This window comes from Bradyrhizobium sp. AS23.2 (assembly GCF_001908185.1).
In the GTDB taxonomy this organism is placed as follows: Bacteria; Pseudomonadota; Alphaproteobacteria; order Rhizobiales; family Xanthobacteraceae; genus Bradyrhizobium.
The window spans coordinates 86,555-111,042 of sequence record NZ_LGHM01000051.1; the positions used below are offsets into that span (position 1 = coordinate 86,555).

Below are 24,488 nucleotides of genomic sequence, written 5' to 3' on the forward strand. Positions count from 1 at the left end.
TCACCGATCCGACAGAAGGTTGCGCGAGATGATGTTCCGCTGGATCTGATTGGTCCCCTCGATGATCTGAAGCACCTTGGCGTCGCGGAAGTAGCGATTGATCGGAAACTCGTTGGAGATTCCCGAAGCGCCGAAAAGCTGGACCGCATCGGTAGCGACCCGCATGGCCGTATCCGTCGCATGGCATTTCGCGACCGCCGCCATCTGCGCGAGATCGTTGCCCCTGACGCCGCGATCAACCGCGGCCGCGGCCGCGTACACCAGATGCCGCGACGCCTCGATCTGGATCGCCATGTCGGCGAGCATCCATCGCACACCCTGGAAGTCCGCGACCGACTTTCCGAATGCGTGACGGTCCTTGACGAAGTTGATGGAATGATCGAGGGCGCCCTGCGCCAACCCCACGCCCCGCGCCCCGATGATGGGTCGCGAATGATTGAGCGCTTCCATGACGACCTTGAAGCCGGTCTCGGCACCGCCGATACGGCTGGATAGCGGCAACTCGACGTCGTCGAAATGGAGTTGCCAGGAAGGAACGCCTCGGGCGCCCATCTTGTCTTCCTTACGTCCGAGCTCGAACCCGGCCCTGTCGGTCTCCATGAGAAACAGGCCAATGTTTCCTCGACTTCCGGAATCCCCGGTCTTCGCCGCGACCAGGATGAAGTCCGCCAGCCCCGCGTTCGTGCACCAGCTTTTGGACCCGGTGATCACGTAGGAATCCCCGCGCCGCTCCGCCTTCGTCTTGATCCCCGCCACGTCGGAACCGCTTTGGGGCTCGGTCAAAGCGAGAGCTCCACGAACGTCACCGGTCGAGAGGCCCGGTAGATAGCGCCGTCGCTGCTCCTCCGAGCCGCTGGCCAGGATGGCAACGAAGGGCACCCACTGGACCAGTAGGAGATAGGCAGTGTTGTAACAGACGCGTCCGAGTTCCTCGATCGCGAGGCACGCCGTGACCATGCTGCCCATACCGCCGTATTCTTCGGGAAACGGCAGGGAGAAGAGCCCCAGTTCCTTCAGCAAGAGGAACATGTCTTGAGGGTATTCGGCCGTCGCGTCGATTTCGTTGGCTCGTGGCGCGACCCTTTCGGCCGCGACCCTGCGGACGAGGTCGCGTATCTGGATCTGTTCGGGCGTATAGATGATGCTCACGTGCTATGGTCCTGCAGTTTGGGCTTCCGCAACTGTTCCTCCGGTTCGGGTGCGCCGAGATACGCCTCCAAGACGCGTTCGTTTCGTTTGATCTGATCTGGGGTGCCGTCGGCGATGAGTTCTCCGGCATCGAGGACGATGATGCGATCCGAAACCGCCATGACGGCGCGAATATGATGCTCAATCAGCAGTACGGTCACGCCTGAATCTCGAATATTTCGTATGAGCAGAATGGCCTCGTCGATCTCGCGCGGCGTCAGCCCGGCCATGATCTCGTCCAGGAGTATCAACGTGGGCCGCGCGGCAAGGGCTCTCGCAATTCCCAACCGCCGCTGCTCGGCGAGCGTGAGACTGGCGCAGACGGCATCGCGTCGAGGCCACAAACCGGTGTCCTTCAATACCTGCGAAGCGATCGCAGCGGCATCGGCGGATCCGGCGTTTGCGAGCGCGGCGGTGAACACGACTTCCGACATGGTCATGCTCGGAAAGGCCTGCGTAATCTGGAAGGTGCGCCCAATGCCGCAGGCGCACACACGATCCGGCCGCATCCCCTCGATTCTTCGGCCGTTGAAGCAGATCGTTCCGGATGTCGGAATCTGAGAACCCGCGAGGCACGAGAAGAGCGTCGTCTTGCCTGCCCCGTTTGGACCGATGAGTCCCACGATCGCTCCCTTCGGGACCTCGAAAGTGACGTTTCGCAAGGCCGCGAGACCGCCGAACCGCTTCGACACCTCGCGGACCTCCAGCAGAGGATCGTTGCAGATCCTCTCGGAGGCCGGAGCCGTCGGAAGCGCCCCGTCACCAAGCGTCGGCATGGACAGGCGGCCGCGACTTAGACCGAAACGAGAAAGCGCTTTCACCAGGCCGCCTGGCCATAGGAGAATGGCGGCCATCAACGCGACGCCATAGACGAGATGATTGGCGCTCGCGCTGCCCGCCTCCGCCAGCTTCACTCTCAACCACTCTCCGGCCGGCATAAGAAGCATGGTGCCGAACAGCGGTCCTAGCATTGTTCCGGCACCGCCTACGACCGCGAAGAGAAGAATGAAGATTGTGATCTCGATTCCGAACGCTGAAGGCGGGTCGATGAAGCCGACGTTCTGGGCGAAAAAGCTTCCTGCGAACGAGGTCAGAAAGCCGCTCAGCGCGAAGGTAAGCTGCTTGACGCGGAATACGTCGATGCCCATCGCCGCCGCGGCAGCCTCGTTGTCGTGAATCGCTCGCCAGTAGAAGCCGTATCTGCCGGCGTACAGCATCTGGATCAGCGCCAGTTCGACCGTCGTGAACACGCCGCCGACGACGAGCAGCGTGACGGGATCCGAGAAGCGGAAATCCCAGAACGATTGACCCGACGCGGACGCGAAGAGTCCGTTGGTCCCGCCGAGAGCCTCTACTCCGCTCACGCCGTAAAGCAGCATGTACGAAAACGCGAGCGTCAGCAGTGCGAAGACTAGAGGACTTAGCCCCATCCGGAACGGGAGATAGCCGACCGCCAACGCCGTCATCGCAGACAGGCCGGCGCCGACGAACATGCCGATCCAAGGGGAAAGCCCGAACGCCGACGCAAGGTAGATGGCCGAGTACGCACCGATCCCGAAGAATGCGGCGTTGCCGAAGGACACTTGCCCGAGAAAGCCGCCGATCACGTTCCATGCCGAGGCCAAATAGATCCACATGACGAGCGTGACCGCCACGGTGACCCAGTAGGAATTGGCGTATCGGCCGATGATCCCGATCGCCAGCCAAAGAGCTGCGAGAGCCCAGATCGTCTGATTGGCCAATATCCGTTTGGAGATCATGCGGCCGCTCCTCGTCCGAAGAGGCCGCGCGGGCGAGCCAGCAGCACTATCCCAAAGACAAGATAGACGGCCCCGGGCGCCGCGGCCCCGTTGACGAGGAGCGTCGTCAGCGACTCGACGAGCCCCAAAAGCACCCCCCCCTAGGAAGGCTCCCCTCAGATCGCCGAGCCCGCCCAATACGACCACCATCAGCGACAGCAGACTGAATTGAATGCCGACGCTAGGCGTCAATTGGTAGAATGCCATGAGGCATCCGGCGGGGATGGCAAGAAGCGCGATACAGCCTGCAAAGACCAATATCTGCATCCTCGGCAAATGGATGCCGCACAAGGTAGCCATCACCGGATCCTGCGCGATCGCACGGATGCGGCAACCGGTTTCCGTCTTAACCAAGAACCAGGTCACTATGGCAGACAGCGCGATACCGACGCAGAAGCCTAGCAGCTCGGGAACACCGAGCACGACGCCACCTAGACGAACGACTTCGCCCTCGATCGAGGTGTGTACGTTGAGCAGATCCGCGCCGAACAGCAGAAGAGCTCCGCTTTGGATGGCGAAGGAAAGGCCGATCGTCAGTTGGGCTTGCATGAGCGGACCAGATCCCAGCACGGGTCTGATGAGCCCGACGAAGAGCGCGTAACCGACCAACGCCATGACTGGCAGCATGATTACCGCCGCCGCGTAAGGGCTGATCGAAAGCGCCTTGCACAGGACCACTACCCCGTACATCGCGCACATCAGCAAATCTCCGTGGGCGAAGTTGAGCACGCGCATGACACCGAAGACGAGCGCCAGCGACATGGCGACGAGCGAGTAGATGCCGCCGAGCATCAATCCCGAAACCAGAGCCTGGGCGATCGACGATGCGCTCATGGAGTTCGCCCTAAGGAAGCGGCGCCGGCTTTGCGACCGCGATCTCCGGCGGGTAGACCGTCGACTTGGATCGACCGCCGACCCATTGGGAGACCAGAGCCTGAGCTCCGATATTCCGTCCCGTCACGTCGAAGTGGATCGATTTCGCGGGCCAGCTCGTCGTGTCGCCGGGAATATTCACGGCGCGAAGCGCGTCTCGAATCGCGGTCGGCGTCAGAGCACCGCCCGCTGCCGCCTTCTCCAAAGGCTCCTTGAGCGTCAGCAGGCCCGCATAGCACGCACCCGCGTAGCTGGAGGGATCGAGCTTGTATCTCGCTTGGAACGCCTCCCGTAAGGCCTTGGCCCGCGCGATGTCGGGGCTGAAATAGTCGACGTTGGAAACGTGAACCTTCTGGATGAGGTCCGGGTCGACCAATTCGGGAAGGCGAGGATCTCCTAGGCCGGCACCGATGCCGAGCACATAGGGATAGAAGTCGAGTTGCTTCATGGCCTTGAGACCGGCGACGGCGTCCTCCGCGTAGTTCGCCCAGATTAGGATGTCGGGCTTGCTGTCCTGAACCTTCCGCATCAGCGCGAGCAGATTGCGGTCGGCCCGGTTATAGGAATTCTCCGAAACGACCTTCAGGCCCTTCTCGCCGAGAAGCTTGCGAATCCGCGTGGCGGTGCCGGCGCCGCGGGGACTGTCTTCGTAGAGGAGAGCGAACGACTTTCCGGAGAGGTCCTGCCCCGGCGCGACGGCGGAAAGGTAGCCGAGAGCCGCTGCGGCCTCGTCGTCGCCCGTGATCTGTTCTGCGAAGTACCATTTGTAGCCGCGCTCAAGAATGTCGGCGGAAACGGAAAGGAGATTGACGAGCGGGACTTGGGCCGACTCCGCGAATTGAGCCGCGCTCGCGGTGCCGGCGCTGATTTCGCACCCGACGACGAGGGGCATCTTTTCCAGTCGTGTGAGCCTCTCCATCTCGCGGCGTACGACGTCCGGGCGGCCCTGCGTGTCGACGATCTGAAACGAAACGGGACGTCCGCCGATACCGCCCGCTTTATTGATCGCCTCTTGCGCCAGCTCCGTTCCCTTCTGAGCGTCCTGCCCAAGGACGGCTACGGGCCCCGTCAGCGCCGTGATGACCGGGATGCGGACGGGGTCGTCGGCTGCCGAAGCGATACCCGTCGCCGCGAACCCGATAACGCCACTCAGGAATATTGTCTTGAGCAGTTTCATTCCGTCGGCCGTCATCGTTGCGCTTGTCCCGGTTGCGGTTTGTTGGCGCGACAATGGTTAGGCGGAAATCCTTCGTCAATTTATCCACGGCAGATCGCATGGATGTGCGATCTTCGTCTTCCGCAGCCAATTGAGTATTGCCATGGAACGGACGAACGCGATCAATGCCTCGAAATCCGGAGGGAGCGATTGTGCCCACTGTCCAAGGCCTGCTCGTCGATCGACACAAATCTTGGCGCGACGTGGAGATCGGCCGTCTGCCGTTTCCGGCGGCCGGGGCGCGCGACGTTCTTGTCGTACCGGAGGCCGCCGCGCTGAACTTCCCTGATCTCCTCATCGTACAGGGACGCTACCAGCACAAACCGCCGCTTCCTTTCTTCGTCGGCAGGGATATCGTCGGCCGGATCCATTCGGTCGGCGCCGAGGTGACCGAGTTCGAACCGGGTCAACGTGTCGCCGCTCAGCCCATCTTCGGCGGCTTCGCCGAGGTTGCGGTCGTACCGGTTAGCCAATGCTTCGCGATTCCGGAGGATCTCGACGCGAAGAGAGCGGCCTCGTTGGGGACAGCCTTCGCAACGGTCGTCGCCGCGCTTGGTATCCGCGGGGAAGCGAAAGCGAACGAAATAGTTCTGATAACGGGAGCGGCGGGCGGCGTCGGCGCCGCCGGCGTTCAATATGCGAGGCATCTCGGAGCCACGGTCGTGGCGCTGGTCTCGTCGGCCGCGAAGGAAGAATCAGCGAAGCGCTACGGTGCGGATGTCGTGGTGCGGAGTGACCGTCTCGATAACGTGGCTGTACAATTGCGGGATACGCTTCGCGGGGCGGGCGTCGACGGAGTCGATGTAGTGATGGATGTCGTAGGCGGCGACACCTTCGACGGAGCGATTCGGTGCCTTCGTCCCGGCGGCAGGCTGGTGGTGGTCGGATTCGCATCGGGCGCCATTTCGAGCGTCGAAGCCAATTATCTTCTCCTGAAGGACATCGCCGTCGTCGGCTCTTCCATTCAGCGCTTTCTTACGCAAAGGGACGAACGGCTCGTACGCGTCATGCAGGAGATCTACGTGGGTGCGGCCTCAGGCAAATTCCGCCTGGACATCGACAGCGTCTTCCCTTTTTCGTCATTTGCGGAAGCGGCCGATCGCTTGGCGACGCGCGAGGCGATAGGCAAAGTGGTGCTCGTGCCCGATTGGAAGACGCTGCAATGTCCCGAAGGAAAGTGAGCCATCACGAGTTCTTTCTTTCTGAGAGCATCTTTCATGGACGGGCGTTTGCCAAAGGACGCTTTCGAAGGCTGCTCGGCGCAGGCAAGTATCATCACGGACGATAATGAAGGAGGTCCTCATGTCCGATCGTTATGCTCATTATAAACGGCTTCAGTTCGACCGTCCCTCGCCGCGCGTGCTACGGATTACGATGAGTAATCCGGGCAAGCTGAATGCCGCGGATCAGACCATGCACGGCGAACTCGGAGCGATCTGGCGCGACGTCGATGCCGACCCCGAAGTCTCCGCAGTGATTCTCACCGGAGCGGGTAACGCGTTCTCAGCCGGCGGCGAGATGGACATGATCGACGGCATGATGAACGATTTCAATATCCGGGCTCGGAATTGGAAAGAGGCAAAGGATATCGTCTACAACGTCATCAACTGCTCGAAGCCCGTCGTCAGCGCGATACGCGGCCCCGCGGTCGGAGCGGGCCTGGTTTGTCCTGGCCGACATCTCCATCGTTTCCAAGAAAGCCAAGATCATCGACGGACATACTAAGCTCGGCGTCGCGGCCGGCGATCATGCCGCCATCGTCTGGCCGCTGCTCTGCGGCCTCGCGAAGGCGAAGTACTACCTTCTGCTCTGCGATACCTTGAGCGGCGAGGAAGCCGAGCGGATCGGTTTGGTGGCTTTGGCGGTCGAGGACACGGAACTCGACGCCAAAGCGGTCGAGATCGCGACCCGTCTGGCGGAGGGCCCTCAAAGCGCTCTGCGCTGGACCAAATATTCGCTCAACAATTGGCTGCGCCAGGCGGGACCCACTTTCGACGCATCCCTCGCGCTGGAATTCCTCGGGTTCACCGGCCCGGAGGCACGCGAAGGGGTGGCTTCCTTCCGGGAGAAGCGCAAGCCCAATTTTCCTACCGACTGTCCGCTTTGAGCGTTGCCCTGTAACCCAGGGCTCGCGAAGCCTTCGCGGCGAAGCTGACCGCGACGTCGCGCCAGACGGATCCGTCGCGGTCTTGACGGGTCGACGGCCCTGCGATGAGCAGGGCCGCAACCACTTCGCCGCGGACATTGAAAATCGGTGCAGCAACTCCGCTCGCCCCCTCCACGGCTTCGGAGACGCTGATCGAGACGCCATCAGCTCTTATTTTGCGCAGCTTCTTGCGCAGGACGATCGGGTCCGTGATCGTTTCGGAGGTCAAAGGCTTGAGCGGTACGCTCTTCAAGTAATCGTCCTGCCAAGCCTCGTCCCGATAGGCGAGCAGCAGCTGCCCGGCCGCGGACGTGTACAGCGGCCGCTTCACGCCCGCCGGGACGGAATACCGGATCATCTGTCTGCTCTCGAGAACATCGACGTAGACGACTTCGTTTCCTTCCCGGGTGAAAGCGGCGTGGACTACGGTTTCCCCACACTGCTCCCTCGCCTCGAGCATCAGATCCCTCAAGAGGTTTCCGACCTTCCGCGCGGCGAGAATGCTTTCGGAGAGAGCGAAGATTTCGCTTCCTAGCGAGTACCTGCCGTCTTGATGGACGAGATATCCGTCGATGCTGAGCGGACGCAGCAGCGTGAGCAGACTGCTTTTCGGCGTCCGCACCCTGACACTGAGTTCCGTCAGCGACAGGCCTTCTGGCGCCGCCGCGATGGCGCCGAAAATGTCCAGGACCCGCTGAAGCGCGCGCGGCGATCCATCCGGCTTCCTGGCGATCTCGCTTCCCGGCTGCTGGGCATCCGCAGCTATTCCCGAGCTCGATGTCATTCACTCCCGCCCGTTTCACACGCTCCGTTCACCTGACATCACACGCGAGGATCGGCAAGGCCGGTCGCCTCAATCCAAACTTGACTCGGAAGTCCATTTGTTCAAAATAACGAACGCGGTTCATAATATCAAACTCGCCCAGGGCTGACGAGAGTCGAGGGAGAAACAACATGTCCGTGGAGATGAGCGAAGCCTCCATTGAGGTGCCGGTCGTGAAATCCGCCGTCCGCACCCTGCAAATCCTTGAATTGTTCGATGAGATCAAAGCTCCGCTGAACGTGGTGACGGTGTCGGAAGCTCTCGGCTATCCGCAGTCGAGCACAGCCGCGCTCCTGCGGAGCCTGGTCGCGATGGGTTATCTACACTACGACGCTCATGCGCGTACGTTCGTCTCCACCGACCGCGTCTCCCTATTAGGCAACTGGATCAATCCCGCCCTCTTCGAGCAAGGTAAGCTGACCCGAATGATGCGTTCGGTGGCGCAGAGCACGGGTCAGATGGTGTTACTTGCCGCCCGAAACGGCGACTTTGCGCAATACATACATGTTCTCAACGCGCCCGAGAATGTACCCCACCACATCGGGCTGGGCGTCAAACGCCCTCTAGCGACCTCGGGCGTCGGCCTGATCTTGCTCTCGAGCATGCAGGACGCCGAGGTCCGGCGACTCTTCCATCGTATGAACGCCTACAGCCGTGCCCCTCAGGACAAAATCAACATCGCCGAACTGATCGCGAAGCTCCGGGACATCCGCTCCGCGGAATATACGTCTTCCAGAAACCGGGTGCTGTCCGGCTTCGGAGTGATCGCAATGGCGATCCCGCGCGAATGTTCCAATCGACCACTCGCGATCGGCATCTGCGGCGCCTGTGACGTTCTTGATAAGAACGAAAATGAATTCGTGTCTGCCCTTCGCGAAGAGATGATCCACTATTTCGGATCGGACGGTAACACCACGGTCCGACAGCAGACGCGCAAGGGATCTCTGGAAGACGTCGAACAGCGGTCCGCGGTCATCCACGCGGCCTAGAAGCGCACGTCGGAAGGTTCTCATGCCCGGGCCGCTTGCAGGCATCAAGATAGTCGAATGGGCAGCGATCGGCCCGGGACCGATGGCAGCCACGTTGTTGGCCGACTTGGGGGCGACTGTCCTCCGGATCGAACGGAAAGTGGCGGCCAATCTCGGCGTAAAGCGCCTTCTCAAGTTCAATCTTCTTCTGAGAAATCGGAAGGCGGTCGCGCTCGACCTGAAGAAGCCCGACGCGATAGAGCTGGTCTTAACGCTGGTCGAAAAAGCCGACACGCTCACATCCTGGCTCACGACGTCGGAGATCGGCAATTTGCGCTCGTCCGGCCTTGTCTAACCTTCCGATCCGACTGCGCGACTGCCTCGATGACCGATCAACAAGACACCGCCTCCTTCGAACAGCTTCGCACGAGGCTGTCACGCAACCATTTTGCCAATTGGATGGGTCTCGAGCTCGCTTCCGCGGCGCCCGGAACGGTCGAAATCGTCGCACCGTGGCGCGAAGAGTTCATTTCGAACCCCGATCGGCGCTACGTGCACGGCGGTATCTTGGCCACCTTGATCGACACCGCCGGGTCCTTCGCCGTCGCAACCAGATTGGGACGACCAGCACAGACGATCGACATGCGCGTCGACTTCCACAAGGCTGCGACTGAAGGGCGCTTGCGAGTTGAAGGCGCCATCGTGAAGATGGGTAGAACGCTTGCCACATGCGACGCGAGAGTCTTCGACGAGTCCGGAGCACTCGTCGCAAGCGGCCGCGGCGTCTTCCTCGTCAGCTCGGCTTAGCGGACCCCCGAGAAACATGTCGCTCCTGGGAGCCTCCGTCTCGGCGGTCGGGCGCTCCGGCGCCGAGACCGGGGCGCGGGTCTCCAACTAGCCGCTCATCGTCAAACCACCGGAGACGCTTACCACTTGACCGGTAATGAAACCGGCATCGTCGCTCGAAAGAAAGGCGATCAGACCGGGAATATCGTCCGGCTGCCCGAGACGCTTGAGAGGGATTGCGCGTTTGAGGCCGTCGTAGATCTTCTGACCATAATCGCCCTCGCCAACGAACGAACGCAACAAGGCCGTGTCGGTCGGCCCCGGGCAGACGACATTCACGCGGACGTTGTTGCGGGCGCATTCGCGTGCAATGGTCTTGGAAAATGCGATCAAGCCACCCTTGCAGGCCGAGTAGACCGACTCTCCCGACGACCCGACCCGTCCTGCGTCGGAGGCCACATTGACGACCTTTCCTCCACCGGCGGCGATCAGATGCGGCAAGACCGCCTTGTGCAAGTTCAATGGCCCACGCAGATTGATAGCGATGATCTTATCCCAGAGGTCCGGCTCCGTCTCAAGAAAGGGTTTGGCGACATCCCAGCCCGCGTTGTTCACGAGGATGTCCAATTTGCCGAAGTGCGCGGCACCCTTTTCGACTGCCTCGTTCACCCTTCCGTAGTCCGCGATATCGACAACTGCGGTCGATAGCCGCTCTTCCCCGACGTTCAGCTTGGAACGAAGATCGTCGAGACTCTTGGAATCGACGTCGATGGCGAGAATCTTGACGCCCTCCTCGATGAAACGACGGCAGATCGAGCGGCCGATGCCGCCGGCAGCGCCCGTTACGACAGCGATACGATTTTCAAGACCCCTCATGGGCTTCTCCCAAGGCTCGACATGATCACTACGGACACACGCCCCGAACCGGCGTGTTTGGCGACGGTTGCCGCTCCATCATGGGTAGCTCGGGTGTTTGCCGAGTCAACGCCGGCGCGCGTCGCCGAACGCTCAAAACGGCAGATCGCAAGGATATACGAAATGTAACCCGCGGCGGTTTAGGTGCTGCCTTCATCCGCGCCGCATCAGCAAGAGTCCGACGCGATTCGCCGCTGCCGTTCGGCGTACGGCGCCAATCATATGCTCTCGTCGGCACAGACGGCCCTGAGAACCCAATCCCCATTCATTGTGGTCAACCCGATCGCAACTACCTGGAGAGCGGCCAGACGAACGTTTTCGCCGAACGCGCCCCGACTTTCATCCGAGGAGGCCCGCGGCCACCATCCGGCGCAGCAGCGACGGAGTCGCCGCGCGCGTGTCCAGCGTGATCGGATAGAATGCCTCGCAAGGGCGGACCTGCGTGTCGAGGCCGATGAGATCGATGAGCTTGAGCGGCCCATCTTGTAGCCGAGGCCGACCAGCGAACAAAAGCAGCCGGTTTGTCTGTGGGAGACATATCCGAAGGCCAGACTGGCTGGCTGGCTGGGGCGGGAGGGATCGAACCTCCGAATGGCGGAATCAAAATCAGCTTGATTATTCAATGATTCCAATGAGTGTTTGGAAAAAATACCGGAATTCGCCTCTAGAAAAATCAATTGCTTAGCAGGCGTTTCCAAATGAGGAAGCGCCTCTCCCAGCGAGGGATGGCATCCGAACGGCACCGACCTGCTCGCGTGAGAGGCCGTTAGCACAACGATACCAATCCGAGGGCGCCGGGGATTTGAGTCCCTTCCCCACACCAACCGAACCTACGGTATCTCAACTAGTCTTTCGCCTGACGTAGTTTGTAGGAGGCCTTAGCTATTCTCATCCCGCGATCAGTTCTGGAAGCCGCGTGGACGAACGCGTCGTAGGACCTTGTGTGTGCCGAGCGAGCAGCTAATTAAGAGTCAGCCCCGGGTTCAGAACGATCAATGACTTGCCGGTCGCACCACCGACCTTATCCGGCCGAAAATGGGCATTCGTCGCACGATCGTCCCATTAGGCGAGCCTTGTCCGGCGAGGGATGTAGAGCTGGGTGAATTGTCGGTCGGCGGGAACGATAACCAGGTAGCCCACCGTCATCTCCATGGCCGGCGCGTCGCCCCAGCTGTCACTGCGGAACTTGCGATCGCGCGTCGCCGAATACACGCTGACACCGCTTTCATACAGGTCCTGTAGGATACCATCCAGCTCCCTAGCAAAGCCGAGGCGACTGGACATCGGGACGTCATCCACGTCCATCAGTCCTGCACATAATCACAGAGGCGGGCGGCTAGTGTTTTGGTGTCGTCACTCAGACCCTCATCGGAGGGCTACGCGCGCGGCCGCGTCCGCACCGCACGCCATAGCAAGGAGTGAGCGATGGCTGCCGATCGCAACGAGGTGACGACATGACCGTCGGGGACCTATTCGCGTCTCTCGATCGCGATGCCGTCATCGGCGAACTCGAGAGGCAAAGCCCCCCGGCAGGTAGCGAACCGGGAGGGGCACGTCGAAGCCTGGGACGAGATCGTCGGCCTGAAGCCGCTTTCGACGGAATATGCCTGCCGAGTCGATCTGGTGCAGCGCGAGCCCGGACGCAGCTACATCGACTCTCCGGCACGATCGAAGGCGGCGAAGATCTGCTCGCGATCGAGTTCGTCGACTGGCGCCAGTGGCTCTCGATGCCCCTTGTCCTGGGCACCGGAATGGCAGATGCGCCGCCGTCCACGGTTCTGGCTGCGATCCTCAACGAGATGACCTTCGCCGGCTACAGCAACCTGCAGGCGACAGGCAACTGAACGGAGGCACCGGGATGTCGGAGGTGACCTACTACGTCGCCCTTCCGTTCGTCGTGGCCGACGACGGTCTCGCTCCAGGCGAGGCGACGGAATGCTTCAGCGCCAACGCCGCGGTCATGCGTGCTGAGGCGCTGTCGCGGAAGCCAGGCCACGCCGGCGCGCTCGCCTTCAGCCGCAGCGGGGATCCCGCGACCGGCGACTTCGGCGACGCCAACCTGTCCGCGTTGTGAGGCCCGCCTACCCCTCAAGCGAATGTTCGAGGAAGAAACGCAGCATTTCCCTGGTCGCGTCGGGCCCTCGCGGATCGGTGTAGGAGCCGGCGGGGCTGCCTCCCGACCAGGCGTGGCCGGCCCGGTGAATATTCCAGTGCTCGGACACGGCGCGCCCCCCCGGCGTCCGTCAGGATCGTGCGAGTATAAGCGTGCCCTTGGGGCACTCGCCCGTGGATCACCCTCGCTTTTGGACTTGCTGCGTCGGGGGACCGCTCGACGATTCGATCGCCGTTGTTCGGATGCACCGTGGTGTCCCGGTCGCCATGGAAAACGATGGTCGGCACCGGCGATCCGGCGAAAGCAACTTTGGGCCCGCCGCCCTGCCTCATCGCGGCGAACGCGGAGGGCAGGTCGCTGGCGGCACCGCAGGCCAAACCCGAATGGATCCCGACAGCCGCGTACAGATCGGCGTACGTCTCGCCCATAATGGCTGCAGCCGCTCCGCCAGCCGACAAGCCTGCGACGTAGATGCGCTTCGGATCGATCGCATGGTCTCGCATGATCTGCCGGGTGATGCCCGCGATCAGCGAAGGTTCGCCACCGCCGCGCTGCTGGTCGCCCGGGCGAAACCAGTTCCAGCATTTCGACTGATTGGCTCCACTGGGCTGCTCCGGATAGACCACGAAGCAATTCAGCTCCTCCGCCAGGAAATTCATCCGGGTGCCGGCCGCGAAATCGTCCGGAGACTGGGTGCAGCCGTGAAGCATGACGACGAGAGGAAGCGTTCGCCCCTGCGAGCGGCTCGGGATGAAAAGCTTGTAGCTTCGACTTCCGGCCGCATTGCGGAAGGTGCCAGCGACGAACCTCGTGCCCTCGGGCGCGATATCCGTCGTGACGGGCGGAGCGCGTTTCATCGAGCCACGCAGGCCGAGCCCGGAGAACTGCCGCATGCCGTCGAGCGGAGCGGCACGTTTGCGCCGCTCAACGGAAGTGGTCTGGGTGGATTTTCGGCCTTCTTTCTCCTCGACGACGTTGGCCTTCAGGTCGATGGTTGGCGGCTCGAGCCTCGGGGCTGCGACATCAGCATCGCTGCCGGACGGTTTCGACACGCTCTCTCCCCGAAGCATGCGCTGAAGGAGCGCGGTGGCCTCGACCAATTGACCTGCACGCGTGAGGCGGGTGGCCTCGCGAACTATATTCTGATCCAACATCGCATCACCTCGTTCTATCGGCGAGAGCGGCCTTGACCGCGGGAGTGGCATGGAGGGCTCCGAGCACCGAGACCGAAGCAATGGTCGCGCGGGCCAGATCCGGCGTGACGTCCTGGTCGATGCTCGCCAGGCCGAGAACGTTGATGTGCAGCATCTCGCCGGCGCGTCGCGCCGCTTCGAGATCCATGCGGCTATAGGTCCGCAGCCCGAGATCCAGGCTCTTTCGGACAGTCGACTGCTTCACGACGTCCGCATGGCGTTCGAGCTGGTTGCGGATGGCCGTCCGGATGAAGTCGGTCCGGTTGGAATAGAACCCTTCCTGCACCATCAGGTCGACCTGACCGAGGTCGACATAGCCGAGGTTGATCGTGATCTTCTCGGTGTCGGGGGTCTTAGGTCGCAGTTCGCGGACATTGTCAGGCACGGAACGGTCTCCTTATCCATCCATAGGGATGGTAGACGGATGGTATGTGGAGGGTGAGAAGGCGATTTCAAGGGGTGACCTAAACCGGTCTACCCCCTCTCCGGGGGCGAGAGTGTCAATCGGCGCTGCACAAGCAGAATTCACTGAGCGGTTCGCTCGCCGGGCTGAATTACCCGCGGCTTGAGACGCTGGACGAATGGGTTCTGCACGGATTCAGCTTCCCCAATTATCTCGAGGAGCTCGGTCCTACGGCGCAGCAGGACATCTACAAGAAATCCTCGATCGATCTCGCGCTAAGGGATGCGTTTCGCAAAATGCGCAGCTTCCTGATGACCAGCAAGGGACTGACCGAGGACGAGGCGATTTCGCTCATGTCCATCGGAGTCGACTTCGGCGTCACGCAGGTAGTCGATGGCAATTGGGGCATCCACGCGATCATCAAGAAGAACCTGTTTGCCGGTATAGCGACGGCTTAAAGCTCTAGGACCCATGAAGCGACGGGAATTATTGGAATCGGACCACCAGTCGCCCTCGGGCGGATAGCGCGCAATATCTGAGTGGGTCACACTCAGAATGGTTCGTACTGAGGCACAATGAGTCCGCTTTACCCCGAACGGCCGACGTGAGACCGGGCGAGCAGTAGGTTCGTGTCGGGCCAATACCGGAAGTTACGAGAGTTCGTCGAGCAGGGCCTTCGCTTCCTTCAGATCGCGGGTCTCAAAGCCTTCGCTGAACCAGCCGTAGACCGGCGCGAGCAGAGCGCGGGCCTCAGGGTACTTGCCCTGGGCGCGCCGGAGTCGGGCAAGGCTGATCGCGGCCCGCAGCTCGAATGACTTGGCGCTCTGATCCCGCGCCGTTGCCAGCGCCTGCGCAAAACAAAACTCGACGTCGGCCGGTGATGCACCCTGCGCGGACCGCAACTCACCCTCAAGCCGGTGGAGTTCTGCCTCCCACATATGGTCGTTGTTTCGCGCGACGAGATCCGTCGCTTGGGCGATGACGGCCAAGCCTTCTTCGGCGGCGCCTGCTTGCAGGTGAGTTGCCGCCAGCATGCAGAGATATCGGATCTGGTACCAGCCGACGCCCAAGGCGAGCCGCTCAGCGGCGCTCTGGCGCATCAGCGCCAGCCCGGCCTCGCCGACTCCTTCCTGGGCCATCACCCAGCCTCTCAGGATCAGGCCGCTTAGCCGGAAGTAATGCAAGCTGTGCTGATCGGCGAGCTCGATGATCGCATCGGCATGCCCCCGCACCGCCGCCGTATCGCGAAGAAGCTCGGCAAGCCCGGCGCCGCCGTAAACTCGGACATGAGCGGTGAGGTTCGCCTGGTTTAATACTTCGGCGTACTGCAACGCCGCAACGCTCCAGGCTCGCGCCTGCTCCGGATAGCCCAGGATCCAGAGGATGACCGCGAGATACGGGAGCGCCGAAATCTTCGGATCGTGGACGTAATGGACCGGTGGAGGGCGATGTTGGCTCGGGTCATAGAGGCGCAAGATCGTCTCAAATTCGGAGCGCGCTTCGACAAACGCTCCGACCTGCAGGGCTGTGAGCCCGGACAGACGGTGTGCGGCAAGCCGAAGAGCCGCATCCGCGGTGCGCTCCGACGTGCGCCGCGCCTCTTCGGTCAGCTGTCGCATCCAGCCCAAGATCACGAAGCCATTCCGCGATATCCACGCAAAGTCTCCTCGCGCGGCGTCAGGCGATACATACGGCCAGCTCAGTTGAAGGTATGTAACCTCAGCTTCAGCGAACCATCCGCCTGACGCTCGAACACGTGCGTGGCGATGCCAGAGAAGTTCGCAGGCTTGCCATCCTTGTCCTTGCCTTTGGCGCTCCAGTTTGCCGTGCCATAGAGGACCTTGTCATCGCCCCCTGCATCGATCAGCTGAAGTTTGTGGTCCGTTACCCCGTTGGCGTAGAATCCGGCAAAAAACTTCTCGATCTCCGCCGGACCCGACGCCACCTCGTGGGTTGGCGGTAGCACCTTCGCGTTCTGCAGATATAAGGCGGTAACAGCCTTCGGGTCGCCCTTGTTGTATGCCGCATCAAATGCTGCGTAAGCCGCCGAGACATCGCTCTTGGGGTCACCGGCAAAGGACCCCACCGGAGCAACTGTGAGCAAACAAAGAGCGAATGCCGCTGCGTGAATCAAACGCATGAAATCCTCCCTTCTCGATTTGCTACTGTAAGCGTGTGAAGAAGTAACACCAGGGTGATGCACCGTAAAGCGCGGGCTCAACTGGGAACCGGACGATGCTCTGCAACGTCGCGGTCGACCTTTCGATCTGGAGTTTCGTTCGGATCAAGAAGCACGGGTCGCGATTGTCCCCAAGCAGATATCCGACAACGACTCCTACGCAGAAGCTCAGGAGAGTTTCTGCATTGCCATGGGATTTGCAAAGCGCCCGCCACTCTCGGTACGTCGCGTCTGGCGGCGAATGGGAAATGTTTTACTCAACGTACCTCGGCATCTATCCCGTTCGATGTCGCAGTTGGGTCAGAAACGGTAAGCCTCGAACTGAGCAAGTCTTTTCCGGTCTACGACCGAAAGCCGACATGCGATCCGCCTCGTTCGCATCGAGGCGATTGCTATCCTCTGATTCAAGCCGCCGAATCTGGGGTCGCGGGTTCGGCTGGTTTGCCCGTTTCACGATACGAGAATGTTTCCCACAAGGAACGGCGGCGGTATGCTCAGAGCCGCAGGATAACGAGAGCGCCACTCCGTCGCGTTCGCGTCGAAGCGTGACAAAATGTGGCTGCTTGGATCAGGAAACCGAGCGCGGTGCGAAACGAGCCGACGCTCGGACAGCTCAGGTAATCAACGGGGAGCATAATCACACAGAAATTGACTAGGGAGAAACGCGATGGCTGCCAAGGACGTCAAATTCTCCACCGAGGCGCGCAAAAAGATGCTGCGCGGCATCGACATCCTCGCCGACGCCGTGCGGGTCACGCTGGGTCCCAAGGGTCGTAATGTCGTGCTCGATAGGTTCGGGGCGCCGCGGATCACTAAGGATGGCGTGACTGTAGCGAAGGAAATCGAGCTTGACGACAAGTTCGAAAATATGGGTGCGCAGATGGTGAAGGAAATCGCGTCAAAGACGTCGTACCTGGCCGGTGATGGCACGACGACGGCAACTGTACTCGCCCATGCAATCGTCAAGGAGGGGGTCAAGGCCGTAGCCGCGGGCATGAATCCGATGGACGTGAAGCGCGGGGTTGACCTGGCAATCGATGCAGTTGTCGAAGACCTCAAGGAAAAGTCCAGGAAGGTGACCTCGAATGAGGAGATCGTTCAGGTTGCCACGATCTCGGCCAACGGCGATACAGAAATCGGCCGGCTCATCGCAAATGCCTTGAAACAGATCGGCAGCGAGGGCGTCATTACTGTCGAGGAGGCAAAGTCGCTCGCGACGGAGCTTGAAGTGGTGGATGGGATGCAGTTCGATCGCGGCTACCTCTCGCCCTATTTCATTACCAATGCCGAAAAAATGCTGGTCGAGTTTGAAGACCTGCACATTTTGATCTGCGAAAAAAAGTTGTCGGGGGTGCAGGAGTTGCTGCCGCTATTGGAAGCGGCCGTGAACAGCAGCAAGCCGCTTCTCATCATCGCGGAAGACGTCGAAGGCGAAGCCCTCGCGACGCTTGTGGTCAATAAACTGCGGGGTGGCTTTAAGGTCGCTGCCGTCAAGGCGCCCGATTTCGGCGATCGCCGCAAGGCGATGCTCCAAGACACTGCAATTCTGACCGGCGGCACCGTGATCTCCGAGGACCTCGGCATCAAGCTCGAACGTGTGACGCTTGATATGCTCGGCCGCGCCAAGAAGGCGTTGATCGACAAGGAGAACACCACGATCGTTGGCGGCGCCGCCAAGAAGGCCGACATCGAGGCTCGCATTGCCGAGATCAAGCTGCAGATCGAGGAGACGACCTCCGACTACGATCGTGAGAAGCTCCAGGAGCGGCTCGCCAAGCTCGCCGGTGGGATCGCGGTGATCCGCGTCGGCGGGGCGACCGAAATCGAGGTCAGGGAGCGGAAGGATCGCGTGGATGACGCAATGCATGCAACCCGTGCGGCGGTCGCAGAAGGCTTTCTGCCCGGCGGCGGAGTTGCGCTGCTCCGTGCGGTCAAGGCGCTCGGGAAGCTCAAGGGCGGAAACGAGGATCAGCGGCACGGGATCGAGATCGTCAGGAAGGCCTTGGGTTGGCCGGCCCGTCAAATCGCCATCAATGCCGGCGAGGACGGCTCGCTCGTCATCGGAAAGATCCTGGATCACGAGACCTACGCCTACGGCTTCGACGCCCAGGCCGGCGAATTCGGCAACCTCGTGACCAAGGGCATTATCGATCCGACCAAGGTGGTTCGAGCGGCCTTGCAGGATGCTGCGTCGATCGCAAGCCTGCTGATCGCGACGGAGGCCATGGTCGCAGAGCGGAAGGATACGGCGCCGCTTGGCCACCCGCACCCGCCCCACGGGGCCGACATCGACTTTTGAGCGGCGCTGCGTTGCACAACCGACGCCCGTCAAGGATCGGTCCGTCACGATTGATCGGCAGATCATGTCAGCGGACTAACTTCGCCTTGTGAGCACGCCCGGACGTGGGATAGTGTCTTATCGCGTTTGGTGGTCCACGTCGGCACGAGGAGGTTGGCGTGGTGGAAGGAACCAAGACAGCAAACTTCACGCGCCGTGCTCTATTGACGGCGGCCGCTGCGGCTGGCGCTGGAGTGGCAGGCGGTGTCTTCATTTCGCAGGTGGACGCGGGTGACAGTGACGATGATGTTGCCATCGTCAAGCAACTCACCGGAAAGACTCCCGTGGAGTCCGATCGAATTCACCTTGTGATGCCGAGGACGTTTCCAAACGGCTATACCGTACCTCTCTCTCTCGAGATTGATAGCCCAATGACCGAAGCGGACCACGTGCGGCATGTCCGTGTGCTCGCGCCGCACAATCCGCTCATTGAGGTTGCCCGCTTTCACTTTGTGCCGCGGCGTAGCGAGCCGAGAGTGTCGACGCGGATCCGTCTGGCCGAACCGCAATATGTCCTGGCGGTGGTGGAAATGAACGATGGCGCACTCCTGATGAACAAGACCTGGGTCGAGGTGGCCACGAACGGCTGCACCTGACATCGCCCGGAAGGAGGCAAGAATGTTCATCCCGACACCACGCGTGCAAGTGCCAAGCACTGCGGCAAACGGCGAAATTTTTCAGGTCAAGGCCCTAATTAGCCATCGAATGGAAACAGGGCTGCGTCGCGACGATCAAGGCGACGTGATCCCGCGGAATATCATCAACAGGTTTAGCTGTCGTTACAACGACGTCATCGTGTTCGGCGTCGATCTGCACGAGGCCGTGGCGGCCAATCCCTATCTTGAGTTCTACCTGCGTGCGACGGAGAGCGGCCGGCTGGAGTTCGTCTGGGAGGAGGATGGTGGCCACATCTACGCATTGACCCACCAACTCACAGTCGGCTGATGCCGGGCGGCTCGACCGCTGTCTCGGCGACCGCGGCCCACCGCCAAAGTGCGTCGAGCCTCCATCAGTTCATCGCGCTCTCGACGGTCTTGAGCCTGGTTGTCTCCTTTGCGGAGTGCAGCTTCGGGGCGGACAATAATCAGGGCGCCCAACTGGCAGCCACGTGCGCAGCCTGTCATCGCCTCGACGGCCACGACACGGGTATTCCGTCGATTGTCGGACTCAGCGAGGAACAGTTTGTCGCCGTTATGCGCGCCTTCACGTCGGGCGAGCGTACCGGTCCGATCATGCGCACAATGGCGCGCTCCCTCAGCAACGAAGAGATCGCGATCCTGGCGCGCTATTTCGCGGCACGAGGAAAGGAAACCCAGCGGCGATGACATGTTGGACACGTCGTCAATTTGGTTATTTGGCTGGAGCGATGTCCGTAGCGGCGCTCCGTCCGCAAGCCGCGCGAGGCCAGGCCAGGGCGCGGATCATTGTTATCGGCGGCGGCGTCGGCGGCGCGACCGCCGCCAAGTACTTGGCCTTGGGCTCCGAAGCGCTCGATGTGACACTGGTCGAGCCCAAAGCGCGGTACACGAGCTGCTTCTTCAGCAACCTCTATCTCGCCGGGCTCCGCCCGTTGGAATCCCTCACGCATGGCTATGAGACACTTGCGCAGAGATACCGCGTCAACGTCGTCCAAGACTCCGTGGCCGCGATCGATCCGGTGGCCAAGAACGTGAGCCTCGAAGGCGGGGCGAACCTATCGTACGACCGCGTCGTCCTTGCGCCAGGTATTGGCTTCAAGGCTGGCTCCATCGAGGGCTATGACGACGCCGCGATGCAGATCATGCCGCACGCTTGGTCCGCCGGGCTACAAACCAGCCTTCTCCGACGGCAACTCGAAAGCATGGAGGACGGCGGCGTGTTCGTGCTCGTCGCTCCGCCGGATCCGTTCCGCTGCCCGCCCGGTCCCTACGAGCGCGCGTCCCTAATCGCCTATTACTTCAAGCAGTACAAGCCGCGGGCGAAAATCCTGATCCTCGATGCGAAAGACAGCTTCTTCGCGCAGGACGTGTTCGAAGATGGTTGGAACCGCCACTATCCGGGAATGATCGAGTGGCTGCCGGGACAGTTCACGGGCGGAATCAAGGGGGTCGACGTGAAGGGTCGAATGATCAAGACGGGCGGGGACACGTTCAAGGCCGATGTCGCCAATGTCATCCCGGCACAGGAGGCGGGCCGGCTCGCGCACCAGGCCCACCTCGTGGACCAATCGGGATGGTGTCCCATCGATCCGATGACGTTCGAATCGAAGCTGCAGCCCGGCATCCATGTCATCGGCGATGCGGCCAAGGCCGGCAATATGGCGAAATCGGCTTTTGCGTCGAATAGCCAAGCCAAGGTCTGCGCCTTCGCAATCCTGGCTGCACTCACCGGATCCGAGCGATTTGTGCCCCACCTGTTCAATACATGCTTCACTCTTCTTGCTTCCGACGACGCGGTGACGAGTGCCATCAGCTACAGCGCCGAGCCGGATACAATCAAGATCAACGACTTCTTCCTCAGCAAGGTCGGTGACAGTGCCGAGACACGCCGGGAGGCTGTGCGTGAGGCAGACGGCTGGTACGCCGCATTCACCCATGACATCTTCGGCTGAAGCCGTCGCTCAGCCCCGCTCGATTGCCGACACGGGTATCACCGGGAAGGTATCGGGCGCAGATTGCGTTTCCCCGCCCGGCCGTTCTCCAGATATCGGCGTGTGGACGGGATCCGGCATCCTTTCCAGACGAAGTGAATTCACCACCACGAGAATGCTCGAGCCGGCCATCACCGCAGCCGCAAGGACTGGCTGAAGCAGGCCGAGCACGGCAAGGGTCAGCGCAATCAGGTTGTACCCAAACGCCCATAGCAGGTTGGTGAGGATCGTCATGCGAACCGCGCGTGCCACATCGACGACCCAAGGCAGCATCCACAACCCACCCCGAGGCAAGACCACGGCGGCCGTTTCGCGAGCGAGATCGGTCGCGGAACCGACGGCGATTCCGATGTCCGCTTCGGCGAGCACCGGCCCGTCGTTGAGGCCGTCGCCGACCATCGCAACCACATCGTACTTTTGGTGCAGTCGACGCAGGGCAGCCCGCTTGGCCTCAGGGGACAGGCCAGATTGTGCATCCTCGATCCCGGCCGTGACCGCAACTCGCTGCGTGGCACGCGCTAGATCCCCGCTGAGCAGCATCACGTGCAACGCCCGCCGACGCAGTGCTTCGACCGTCGATCGCGCCTCGGGAAGCGCCGTATCATCGAGCGCCAGCGCGGCACGCACCTGCTCGCCCCATCCGACATAGATCACGGAATAGCCATCGGCTTCCAGCGACCGTCCACCTTCGCCGAGAGCCGGCGCGACTGACCAGCCCAGTTCGCTCATCAGTGCTCGGTTGCCGGCCACCACTACTTGTCCGTCTGTGATCCCTCGGATGCCGCGGCCCGGCAGGATCCGGACGTCGGCAGCAACTACCGGATCGAGGCCACGCATCGCCGCCGCCGCCGTGATGGCGTGTCCGAAACCATGTTCGGAATGGCGCTCAAGCCCAGCGGCTCGTGCGAGCACCTCGTCGGCCACTACTCCGCCGGTCTCTATCCTCACAACAAGTGCTCTGCCCGACGTGAGCGTGCCCGTTTTGTCGAAAGCAACCAGGCGCGTGCGGGCAAGTTCTTCGAGCGCGCCAGGCTCTCGGACCAGGCAGCCTCGCCGCGCCAGCCGCCCGATGCCGAGCGAGGTCGCAAGCGGGGCGGCAAGGCCTACTGCACACGGGCAGGCAATCACGAGCACGGAAAGACCGATAAGCAATGCCCGATCGAACGGCAGCCACTGCGCCCAGTAGAGCACCGTCAGCGCGCCGAGGGACAGAACCAGAGGGACGAAGACGCCGACGACGCGGTCGGCAAGACGTTGGGTCGGACTGCGCCGGCTCAGCGCGTCCCGTACCGATCGGCAAATCTGGGCCCATCGGGTGTCCGTCGCGGCCCGGGTGCTCCGGATCAAGAGCGGACCATCCATATTGATGCTGCCCGCAATCACTGCGGAGCCGACGCCCTTCGGCACCAGCCGACCTTCACCTGTTATCACAGCTTCGTCGGCGTGAGAGTCGCCTTCCACCACCGTACCATCGAGGGGAATGCGCTCGCCCGGTCGCACCCGCACCAGCGCGCCGACGCCCGCCTCCCGCACCGGACGGCGCGCCTCAAGGCCGCCTTCAACCACAGTCGCGCATTCGCTCTCCGCAGCCAACAGCGGTTCGAGGTTGCGGGCGGCCCGGGCGCGGCCTGCCGCCTCGAGATAGCGGCCTACGGTGAACAGCATCAGCACCATAGTAGCGGTATCAAAGTAGACGTGCGGGCCGCGCTCGAGGACGGCAAATGCCGAATAGAGATAGGCGGCACCAACGCCAAGCACGATGAGCGCAGCGGACGTCACGTGCCCGTCGCGTGCCTCACGCCAAGTCTCCTTAAAGAATGGTCCGCCGAGAATAATGACAGCCGGCGTGGCGAACACCCAGAGAAAAAGGTGAATCCAAGGAAGCAGCCTCGCATCTACCCCTGTGAATGTCCCTGCATATAGCAGCAGGCTGAACAGCATGATGTTCATGGACAGAAAAGCGCCCACACCGAGCCTGATGAGGAGCCAAGCCGCTTCCCATTCCTCGCTCTTGCCGCTCTTCACCTGAAACGCGATGCAACAGCCATAGCAGCAGAATGCGTGGCTCTCGCCGTTCACCGTACGCTGCATCGCGCGTACGCCGACGGGAAGCAGACAATGGCTGCACAGGATGGCGCCGCGCTCGCTCATGCGGGATATCCTCCGGGCCAGCCATGTGCCATTTGAGCAGCGAAGGGCAGGATGCCGCGGCCAAGGGTGAAAAAGCCGAGAAGCAGAATGCAACTGCCGGCCAGCCACACACCACGTTGCCGCCATGCTGGCGCAAGAACCTGGCCAACGGCGCCCATCATCAGCATGGCCGGGAAGGTCCCCAGTCCGAACGACGCCATGGTGAGAAAGCCGGGAAGCGCCCCGGCGGTGCTCGCCGCCTCAGCAAGGAAGGCATAGACCAAGGGGCACGGCAGGAAGCCATTGAATACGCCGAATGCCAGCGGTGCGGCGTGGCCATGTGCGGTCAACAGGCTGCGCAGCGACGCGGCGAGCGTGCTGCTACCGAAGCCGGTCGCGAGGCGATGCAAGCGCGGCAGCAGGCCGAAGAACTGCAGCGCCATGGCGATCATGAGCATTCCGGCAACAATTGCCAGGCCTCGCTGGGTGGCGTCGAGGCTGCCACTCAACATCGATACGGCCGTTCCCTGAGGCGTGCAGATCACCTGACCGAGAGCGCCCACCAGTACGCCGAGGAAGCAATAGGTGGTCAATCGGCCCAAATTATAGAGAAAATGGCGCAACGCGGTGGCTGCCTGCCCGTGCGGGTCATGGCCAAGCGCGCAGGCGAAGCCGCCGCACATCCCGACACAGTGAAAGCTGCCGGCGAAGCCTGCGGCGAAGAGCATCAGATAGTAGGCCACAACGGACGTCCCGCAAATCGTCTGGTCGCATTGCGCCGGGCGCTAC

General features: G+C 61.8%; 24 protein-coding genes and 2 pseudogenes. 14 read left to right on the forward strand and 12 right to left on the reverse strand.

Annotated features, from left to right (window positions below; translation table 11 throughout):
* From AC630_RS12500 to AC630_RS12510, 3 genes are read right to left on the reverse strand one after another with little or no spacing between them, the layout of a single operon-like run.
* On the reverse strand, positions 1-1,149 hold the full coding sequence (locus AC630_RS12500; protein WP_074118828.1) for an acyl-CoA dehydrogenase family protein: 1,149 nt from the start codon (positions 1,147-1,149) through the stop codon (positions 1-3).
* Positions 1,146-3,821, reverse strand: a complete 2,676-nt coding sequence (locus tag AC630_RS12505; RefSeq protein ID WP_074118829.1) for a branched-chain amino acid ABC transporter permease/ATP-binding protein — start codon at positions 3,819-3,821, stop codon at positions 1,146-1,148. Before AC630_RS12505 ends, AC630_RS12500 begins: the two co-directional genes overlap by 4 nt.
* A gap of 10 nt (positions 3,822-3,831) precedes the next feature.
* Entirely contained in the window at positions 3,832-5,052 is a 1,221-nt protein-coding gene (locus AC630_RS12510; protein ID WP_143197995.1) for an ABC transporter substrate-binding protein, read from the reverse strand.
* Positions 5,053-5,201: 149 nt separating this feature from the next.
* On the opposite strand from AC630_RS12510, the gene AC630_RS12515 reads away from it, so the two are divergent.
* The 3 genes from AC630_RS12515 to AC630_RS47785 all read left to right on the forward strand — a co-directional run bounded on the left by AC630_RS12515 (position 5,202) and on the right by AC630_RS47785 (position 7,183).
* Entirely contained in the window at positions 5,202-6,257 is a 1,056-nt protein-coding gene (locus tag AC630_RS12515) for a zinc-binding dehydrogenase (RefSeq protein ID WP_083636220.1), read from the forward strand.
* Between the two features lie 121 nt (positions 6,258-6,378).
* Positions 6,379-6,801 carry an enoyl-CoA hydratase-related protein gene (locus AC630_RS47780; protein WP_283808412.1) on the forward strand — a complete coding sequence of 141 codons (423 nt, stop codon included), beginning with the start codon at positions 6,379-6,381 and terminating at the stop codon, positions 6,799-6,801.
* Positions 6,785-7,183, forward strand: a complete 399-nt coding sequence (locus AC630_RS47785) for an enoyl-CoA hydratase-related protein (protein ID WP_283808417.1) — start codon at positions 6,785-6,787, stop codon at positions 7,181-7,183. Before AC630_RS47780 ends, AC630_RS47785 begins: the two co-directional genes overlap by 17 nt.
* Here the strand turns inward: AC630_RS47785 and AC630_RS12525 are convergent.
* A complete protein-coding gene (locus AC630_RS12525) occupies positions 7,164-8,006 on the reverse strand; it encodes an IclR family transcriptional regulator (protein ID WP_083636221.1) in 843 nt (280 codons plus the stop codon). The genes AC630_RS47785 and AC630_RS12525 overlap by 20 nt on opposite strands.
* A gap of 170 nt (positions 8,007-8,176) precedes the next feature.
* On the opposite strand from AC630_RS12525, the gene AC630_RS12530 reads away from it, so the two are divergent.
* The 3 genes from AC630_RS12530 to AC630_RS12540 are packed head-to-tail and all read left to right on the forward strand — an operon-like array spanning position 8,177 to position 9,820.
* A complete protein-coding gene (locus AC630_RS12530) occupies positions 8,177-9,034 on the forward strand; it encodes an IclR family transcriptional regulator (protein ID WP_074118831.1) in 858 nt (285 codons plus the stop codon).
* A 22-nt stretch (positions 9,035-9,056) separates the two neighbouring features.
* Positions 9,057-9,368: a CoA transferase gene (locus AC630_RS12535; RefSeq protein ID WP_083636222.1), complete on the forward strand. Its 312-nt coding sequence runs from the start codon at positions 9,057-9,059 to the stop codon at positions 9,366-9,368.
* Between the two features lie 29 nt (positions 9,369-9,397).
* Positions 9,398-9,820: a PaaI family thioesterase gene (locus AC630_RS12540; RefSeq protein WP_074118832.1), complete on the forward strand. Its 423-nt coding sequence runs from the start codon at positions 9,398-9,400 to the stop codon at positions 9,818-9,820.
* Between the two features lie 87 nt (positions 9,821-9,907).
* On the opposite strand, the gene AC630_RS12545 is transcribed toward AC630_RS12540, so the two are convergent.
* Positions 9,908-10,675: a glucose 1-dehydrogenase gene (locus AC630_RS12545; RefSeq protein WP_074118833.1), complete on the reverse strand. Its 768-nt coding sequence runs from the start codon at positions 10,673-10,675 to the stop codon at positions 9,908-9,910.
* A gap of 1,101 nt (positions 10,676-11,776) precedes the next feature.
* On the reverse strand, positions 11,777-12,019 hold the full coding sequence (locus tag AC630_RS12550) for a hypothetical protein (protein ID WP_074118834.1): 243 nt from the start codon (positions 12,017-12,019) through the stop codon (positions 11,777-11,779).
* Between the two features lie 149 nt (positions 12,020-12,168).
* Here AC630_RS12550 and AC630_RS12555 point away from each other — a divergent pair, with 149 nt between their 5' ends.
* The gene (locus tag AC630_RS12555) at positions 12,169-12,558 is read left to right on the forward strand and encodes a DUF6557 family protein (protein ID WP_074118835.1); all 390 of its coding nucleotides are present in this window, start codon (positions 12,169-12,171) and stop codon (positions 12,556-12,558) included.
* A 14-nt stretch (positions 12,559-12,572) separates the two neighbouring features.
* The gene (locus AC630_RS12560; protein ID WP_074118836.1) at positions 12,573-12,788 is read left to right on the forward strand and encodes a hypothetical protein; all 216 of its coding nucleotides are present in this window, start codon (positions 12,573-12,575) and stop codon (positions 12,786-12,788) included.
* A gap of 7 nt (positions 12,789-12,795) precedes the next feature.
* Here the strand turns inward: AC630_RS12560 and AC630_RS12565 are convergent.
* A pseudogene (locus AC630_RS12565) lies at positions 12,796-13,981 on the reverse strand (extracellular catalytic domain type 1 short-chain-length polyhydroxyalkanoate depolymerase).
* Between the two features lie 4 nt (positions 13,982-13,985).
* The gene (locus AC630_RS12570; protein WP_074118837.1) at positions 13,986-14,405 is read right to left on the reverse strand and encodes a ribbon-helix-helix domain-containing protein; all 420 of its coding nucleotides are present in this window, start codon (positions 14,403-14,405) and stop codon (positions 13,986-13,988) included.
* A gap of 116 nt (positions 14,406-14,521) precedes the next feature.
* On the opposite strand from AC630_RS12570, the pseudogene AC630_RS12575 reads away from it, so the two are divergent.
* A pseudogene (locus tag AC630_RS12575) lies at positions 14,522-14,881 on the forward strand (acetamidase/formamidase family protein); the annotation flags it as partial.
* A gap of 192 nt (positions 14,882-15,073) precedes the next feature.
* On the opposite strand, the gene AC630_RS12580 reads toward AC630_RS12575, so the two are convergent.
* Both AC630_RS12580 and AC630_RS12585 read right to left on the reverse strand, forming a co-directional pair.
* Positions 15,074-16,057 carry a hypothetical protein gene (locus AC630_RS12580; protein ID WP_167561187.1) on the reverse strand — a complete coding sequence of 328 codons (984 nt, stop codon included), beginning with the start codon at positions 16,055-16,057 and terminating at the stop codon, positions 15,074-15,076.
* A gap of 65 nt (positions 16,058-16,122) precedes the next feature.
* On the reverse strand, positions 16,123-16,563 hold the full coding sequence (locus AC630_RS12585; RefSeq protein ID WP_074118838.1) for a YybH family protein: 441 nt from the start codon (positions 16,561-16,563) through the stop codon (positions 16,123-16,125).
* Between the two features lie 706 nt (positions 16,564-17,269).
* On the opposite strand from AC630_RS12585, the gene groL reads away from it, so the two are divergent.
* The 5 genes from groL (at position 17,270) to AC630_RS12610 (ending at position 21,530) form a co-directional block, all read left to right on the forward strand.
* Complete coding sequence (gene groL, locus AC630_RS12590) at positions 17,270-18,901, forward strand: chaperonin GroEL (RefSeq protein ID WP_074118839.1); 1,632 nt, start codon at positions 17,270-17,272, stop codon at positions 18,899-18,901.
* A 158-nt stretch (positions 18,902-19,059) separates the two neighbouring features.
* Positions 19,060-19,536, forward strand: coding sequence for a thiosulfate oxidation carrier protein SoxY (locus AC630_RS12595; RefSeq protein WP_143197997.1), 477 nt, complete (start codon positions 19,060-19,062; stop codon positions 19,534-19,536).
* A 22-nt stretch (positions 19,537-19,558) separates the two neighbouring features.
* Complete coding sequence (gene soxZ / locus AC630_RS12600) at positions 19,559-19,885, forward strand: thiosulfate oxidation carrier complex protein SoxZ (RefSeq protein WP_074118840.1); 327 nt, start codon at positions 19,559-19,561, stop codon at positions 19,883-19,885.
* On the forward strand, positions 19,885-20,265 hold the full coding sequence (locus AC630_RS45380; RefSeq protein WP_074118841.1) for a c-type cytochrome: 381 nt from the start codon (positions 19,885-19,887) through the stop codon (positions 20,263-20,265). Before soxZ ends, AC630_RS45380 begins: the two co-directional genes overlap by 1 nt.
* A 41-nt stretch (positions 20,266-20,306) precedes the next feature.
* Positions 20,307-21,530 (forward strand): FAD-dependent oxidoreductase, encoded by a 1,224-nt coding sequence (locus AC630_RS12610; RefSeq protein ID WP_245330353.1) that lies wholly within the window; start codon positions 20,307-20,309, stop codon positions 21,528-21,530.
* Positions 21,531-21,539: 9 nt separating this feature from the next.
* Here the strand turns inward: AC630_RS12610 and AC630_RS12615 are convergent, their stop codons facing one another.
* Both AC630_RS12615 and AC630_RS12620 read right to left on the reverse strand, forming a co-directional pair.
* Complete coding sequence (locus AC630_RS12615) at positions 21,540-23,720, reverse strand: heavy metal translocating P-type ATPase (protein WP_245330354.1); 2,181 nt, start codon at positions 23,718-23,720, stop codon at positions 21,540-21,542.
* Positions 23,717-24,442: a sulfite exporter TauE/SafE family protein gene (locus AC630_RS12620; protein WP_074118843.1), complete on the reverse strand. Its 726-nt coding sequence runs from the start codon at positions 24,440-24,442 to the stop codon at positions 23,717-23,719. Before AC630_RS12620 ends, AC630_RS12615 begins: the two co-directional genes overlap by 4 nt.
* Positions 24,443-24,488: the final 46 nt, after the last annotated feature.

What these genes read in the sequence shown, in the direction of transcription:
- AC630_RS12505 (WP_074118829.1), bottom strand. Translation starts at nt 3,821, where the DNA reads ATGAGCGCATCGTCGATCGCCCAGGCTCTGGTTTCGGGATTGATGCTC.
- AC630_RS12510 (WP_143197995.1), bottom strand. Translation starts at nt 5,052, where the DNA reads ATGACGGCCGACGGAATGAAACTGCTCAAGACAATATTCCTGAGTGGC.
- AC630_RS12515 (WP_083636220.1), top strand. Translation starts at nt 5,202, where the DNA reads ATGCCTCGAAATCCGGAGGGAGCGATTGTGCCCACTGTCCAAGGCCTG.
- AC630_RS47780 (WP_283808412.1), top strand. Translation starts at nt 6,379, where the DNA reads ATGTCCGATCGTTATGCTCATTATAAACGGCTTCAGTTCGACCGTCCC.
- AC630_RS12525 (WP_083636221.1), bottom strand. Translation starts at nt 8,006, where the DNA reads ATGACATCGAGCTCGGGAATAGCTGCGGATGCCCAGCAGCCGGGAAGC.
- AC630_RS12530 (WP_074118831.1), top strand. Translation starts at nt 8,177, where the DNA reads ATGTCCGTGGAGATGAGCGAAGCCTCCATTGAGGTGCCGGTCGTGAAA.
- AC630_RS12535 (WP_083636222.1), top strand. Translation starts at nt 9,057, where the DNA reads ATGCCCGGGCCGCTTGCAGGCATCAAGATAGTCGAATGGGCAGCGATC.
- AC630_RS12540 (WP_074118832.1), top strand. Translation starts at nt 9,398, where the DNA reads ATGACCGATCAACAAGACACCGCCTCCTTCGAACAGCTTCGCACGAGG.
- AC630_RS12545 (WP_074118833.1), bottom strand. Translation starts at nt 10,675, where the DNA reads ATGAGGGGTCTTGAAAATCGTATCGCTGTCGTAACGGGCGCTGCCGGC.
- AC630_RS12550 (WP_074118834.1), bottom strand. Translation starts at nt 12,019, where the DNA reads ATGGACGTGGATGACGTCCCGATGTCCAGTCGCCTCGGCTTTGCTAGG.
- AC630_RS12555 (WP_074118835.1), top strand. Translation starts at nt 12,169, where the DNA reads ATGACCGTCGGGGACCTATTCGCGTCTCTCGATCGCGATGCCGTCATC.
- AC630_RS12560 (WP_074118836.1), top strand. Translation starts at nt 12,573, where the DNA reads ATGTCGGAGGTGACCTACTACGTCGCCCTTCCGTTCGTCGTGGCCGAC.
- AC630_RS12585 (WP_074118838.1), bottom strand. Translation starts at nt 16,563, where the DNA reads ATGCGTTTGATTCACGCAGCGGCATTCGCTCTTTGTTTGCTCACAGTT.
- groL (WP_074118839.1), top strand. Translation starts at nt 17,270, where the DNA reads ATGGCTGCCAAGGACGTCAAATTCTCCACCGAGGCGCGCAAAAAGATG.
- soxZ (WP_074118840.1), top strand. Translation starts at nt 19,559, where the DNA reads ATGTTCATCCCGACACCACGCGTGCAAGTGCCAAGCACTGCGGCAAAC.
- AC630_RS45380 (WP_074118841.1), top strand. Translation starts at nt 19,885, where the DNA reads ATGCCGGGCGGCTCGACCGCTGTCTCGGCGACCGCGGCCCACCGCCAA.
- AC630_RS12610 (WP_245330353.1), top strand. Translation starts at nt 20,307, where the DNA reads ATGTCCGTAGCGGCGCTCCGTCCGCAAGCCGCGCGAGGCCAGGCCAGG.
- AC630_RS12615 (WP_245330354.1), bottom strand. Translation starts at nt 23,720, where the DNA reads ATGAGCGAGCGCGGCGCCATCCTGTGCAGCCATTGTCTGCTTCCCGTC.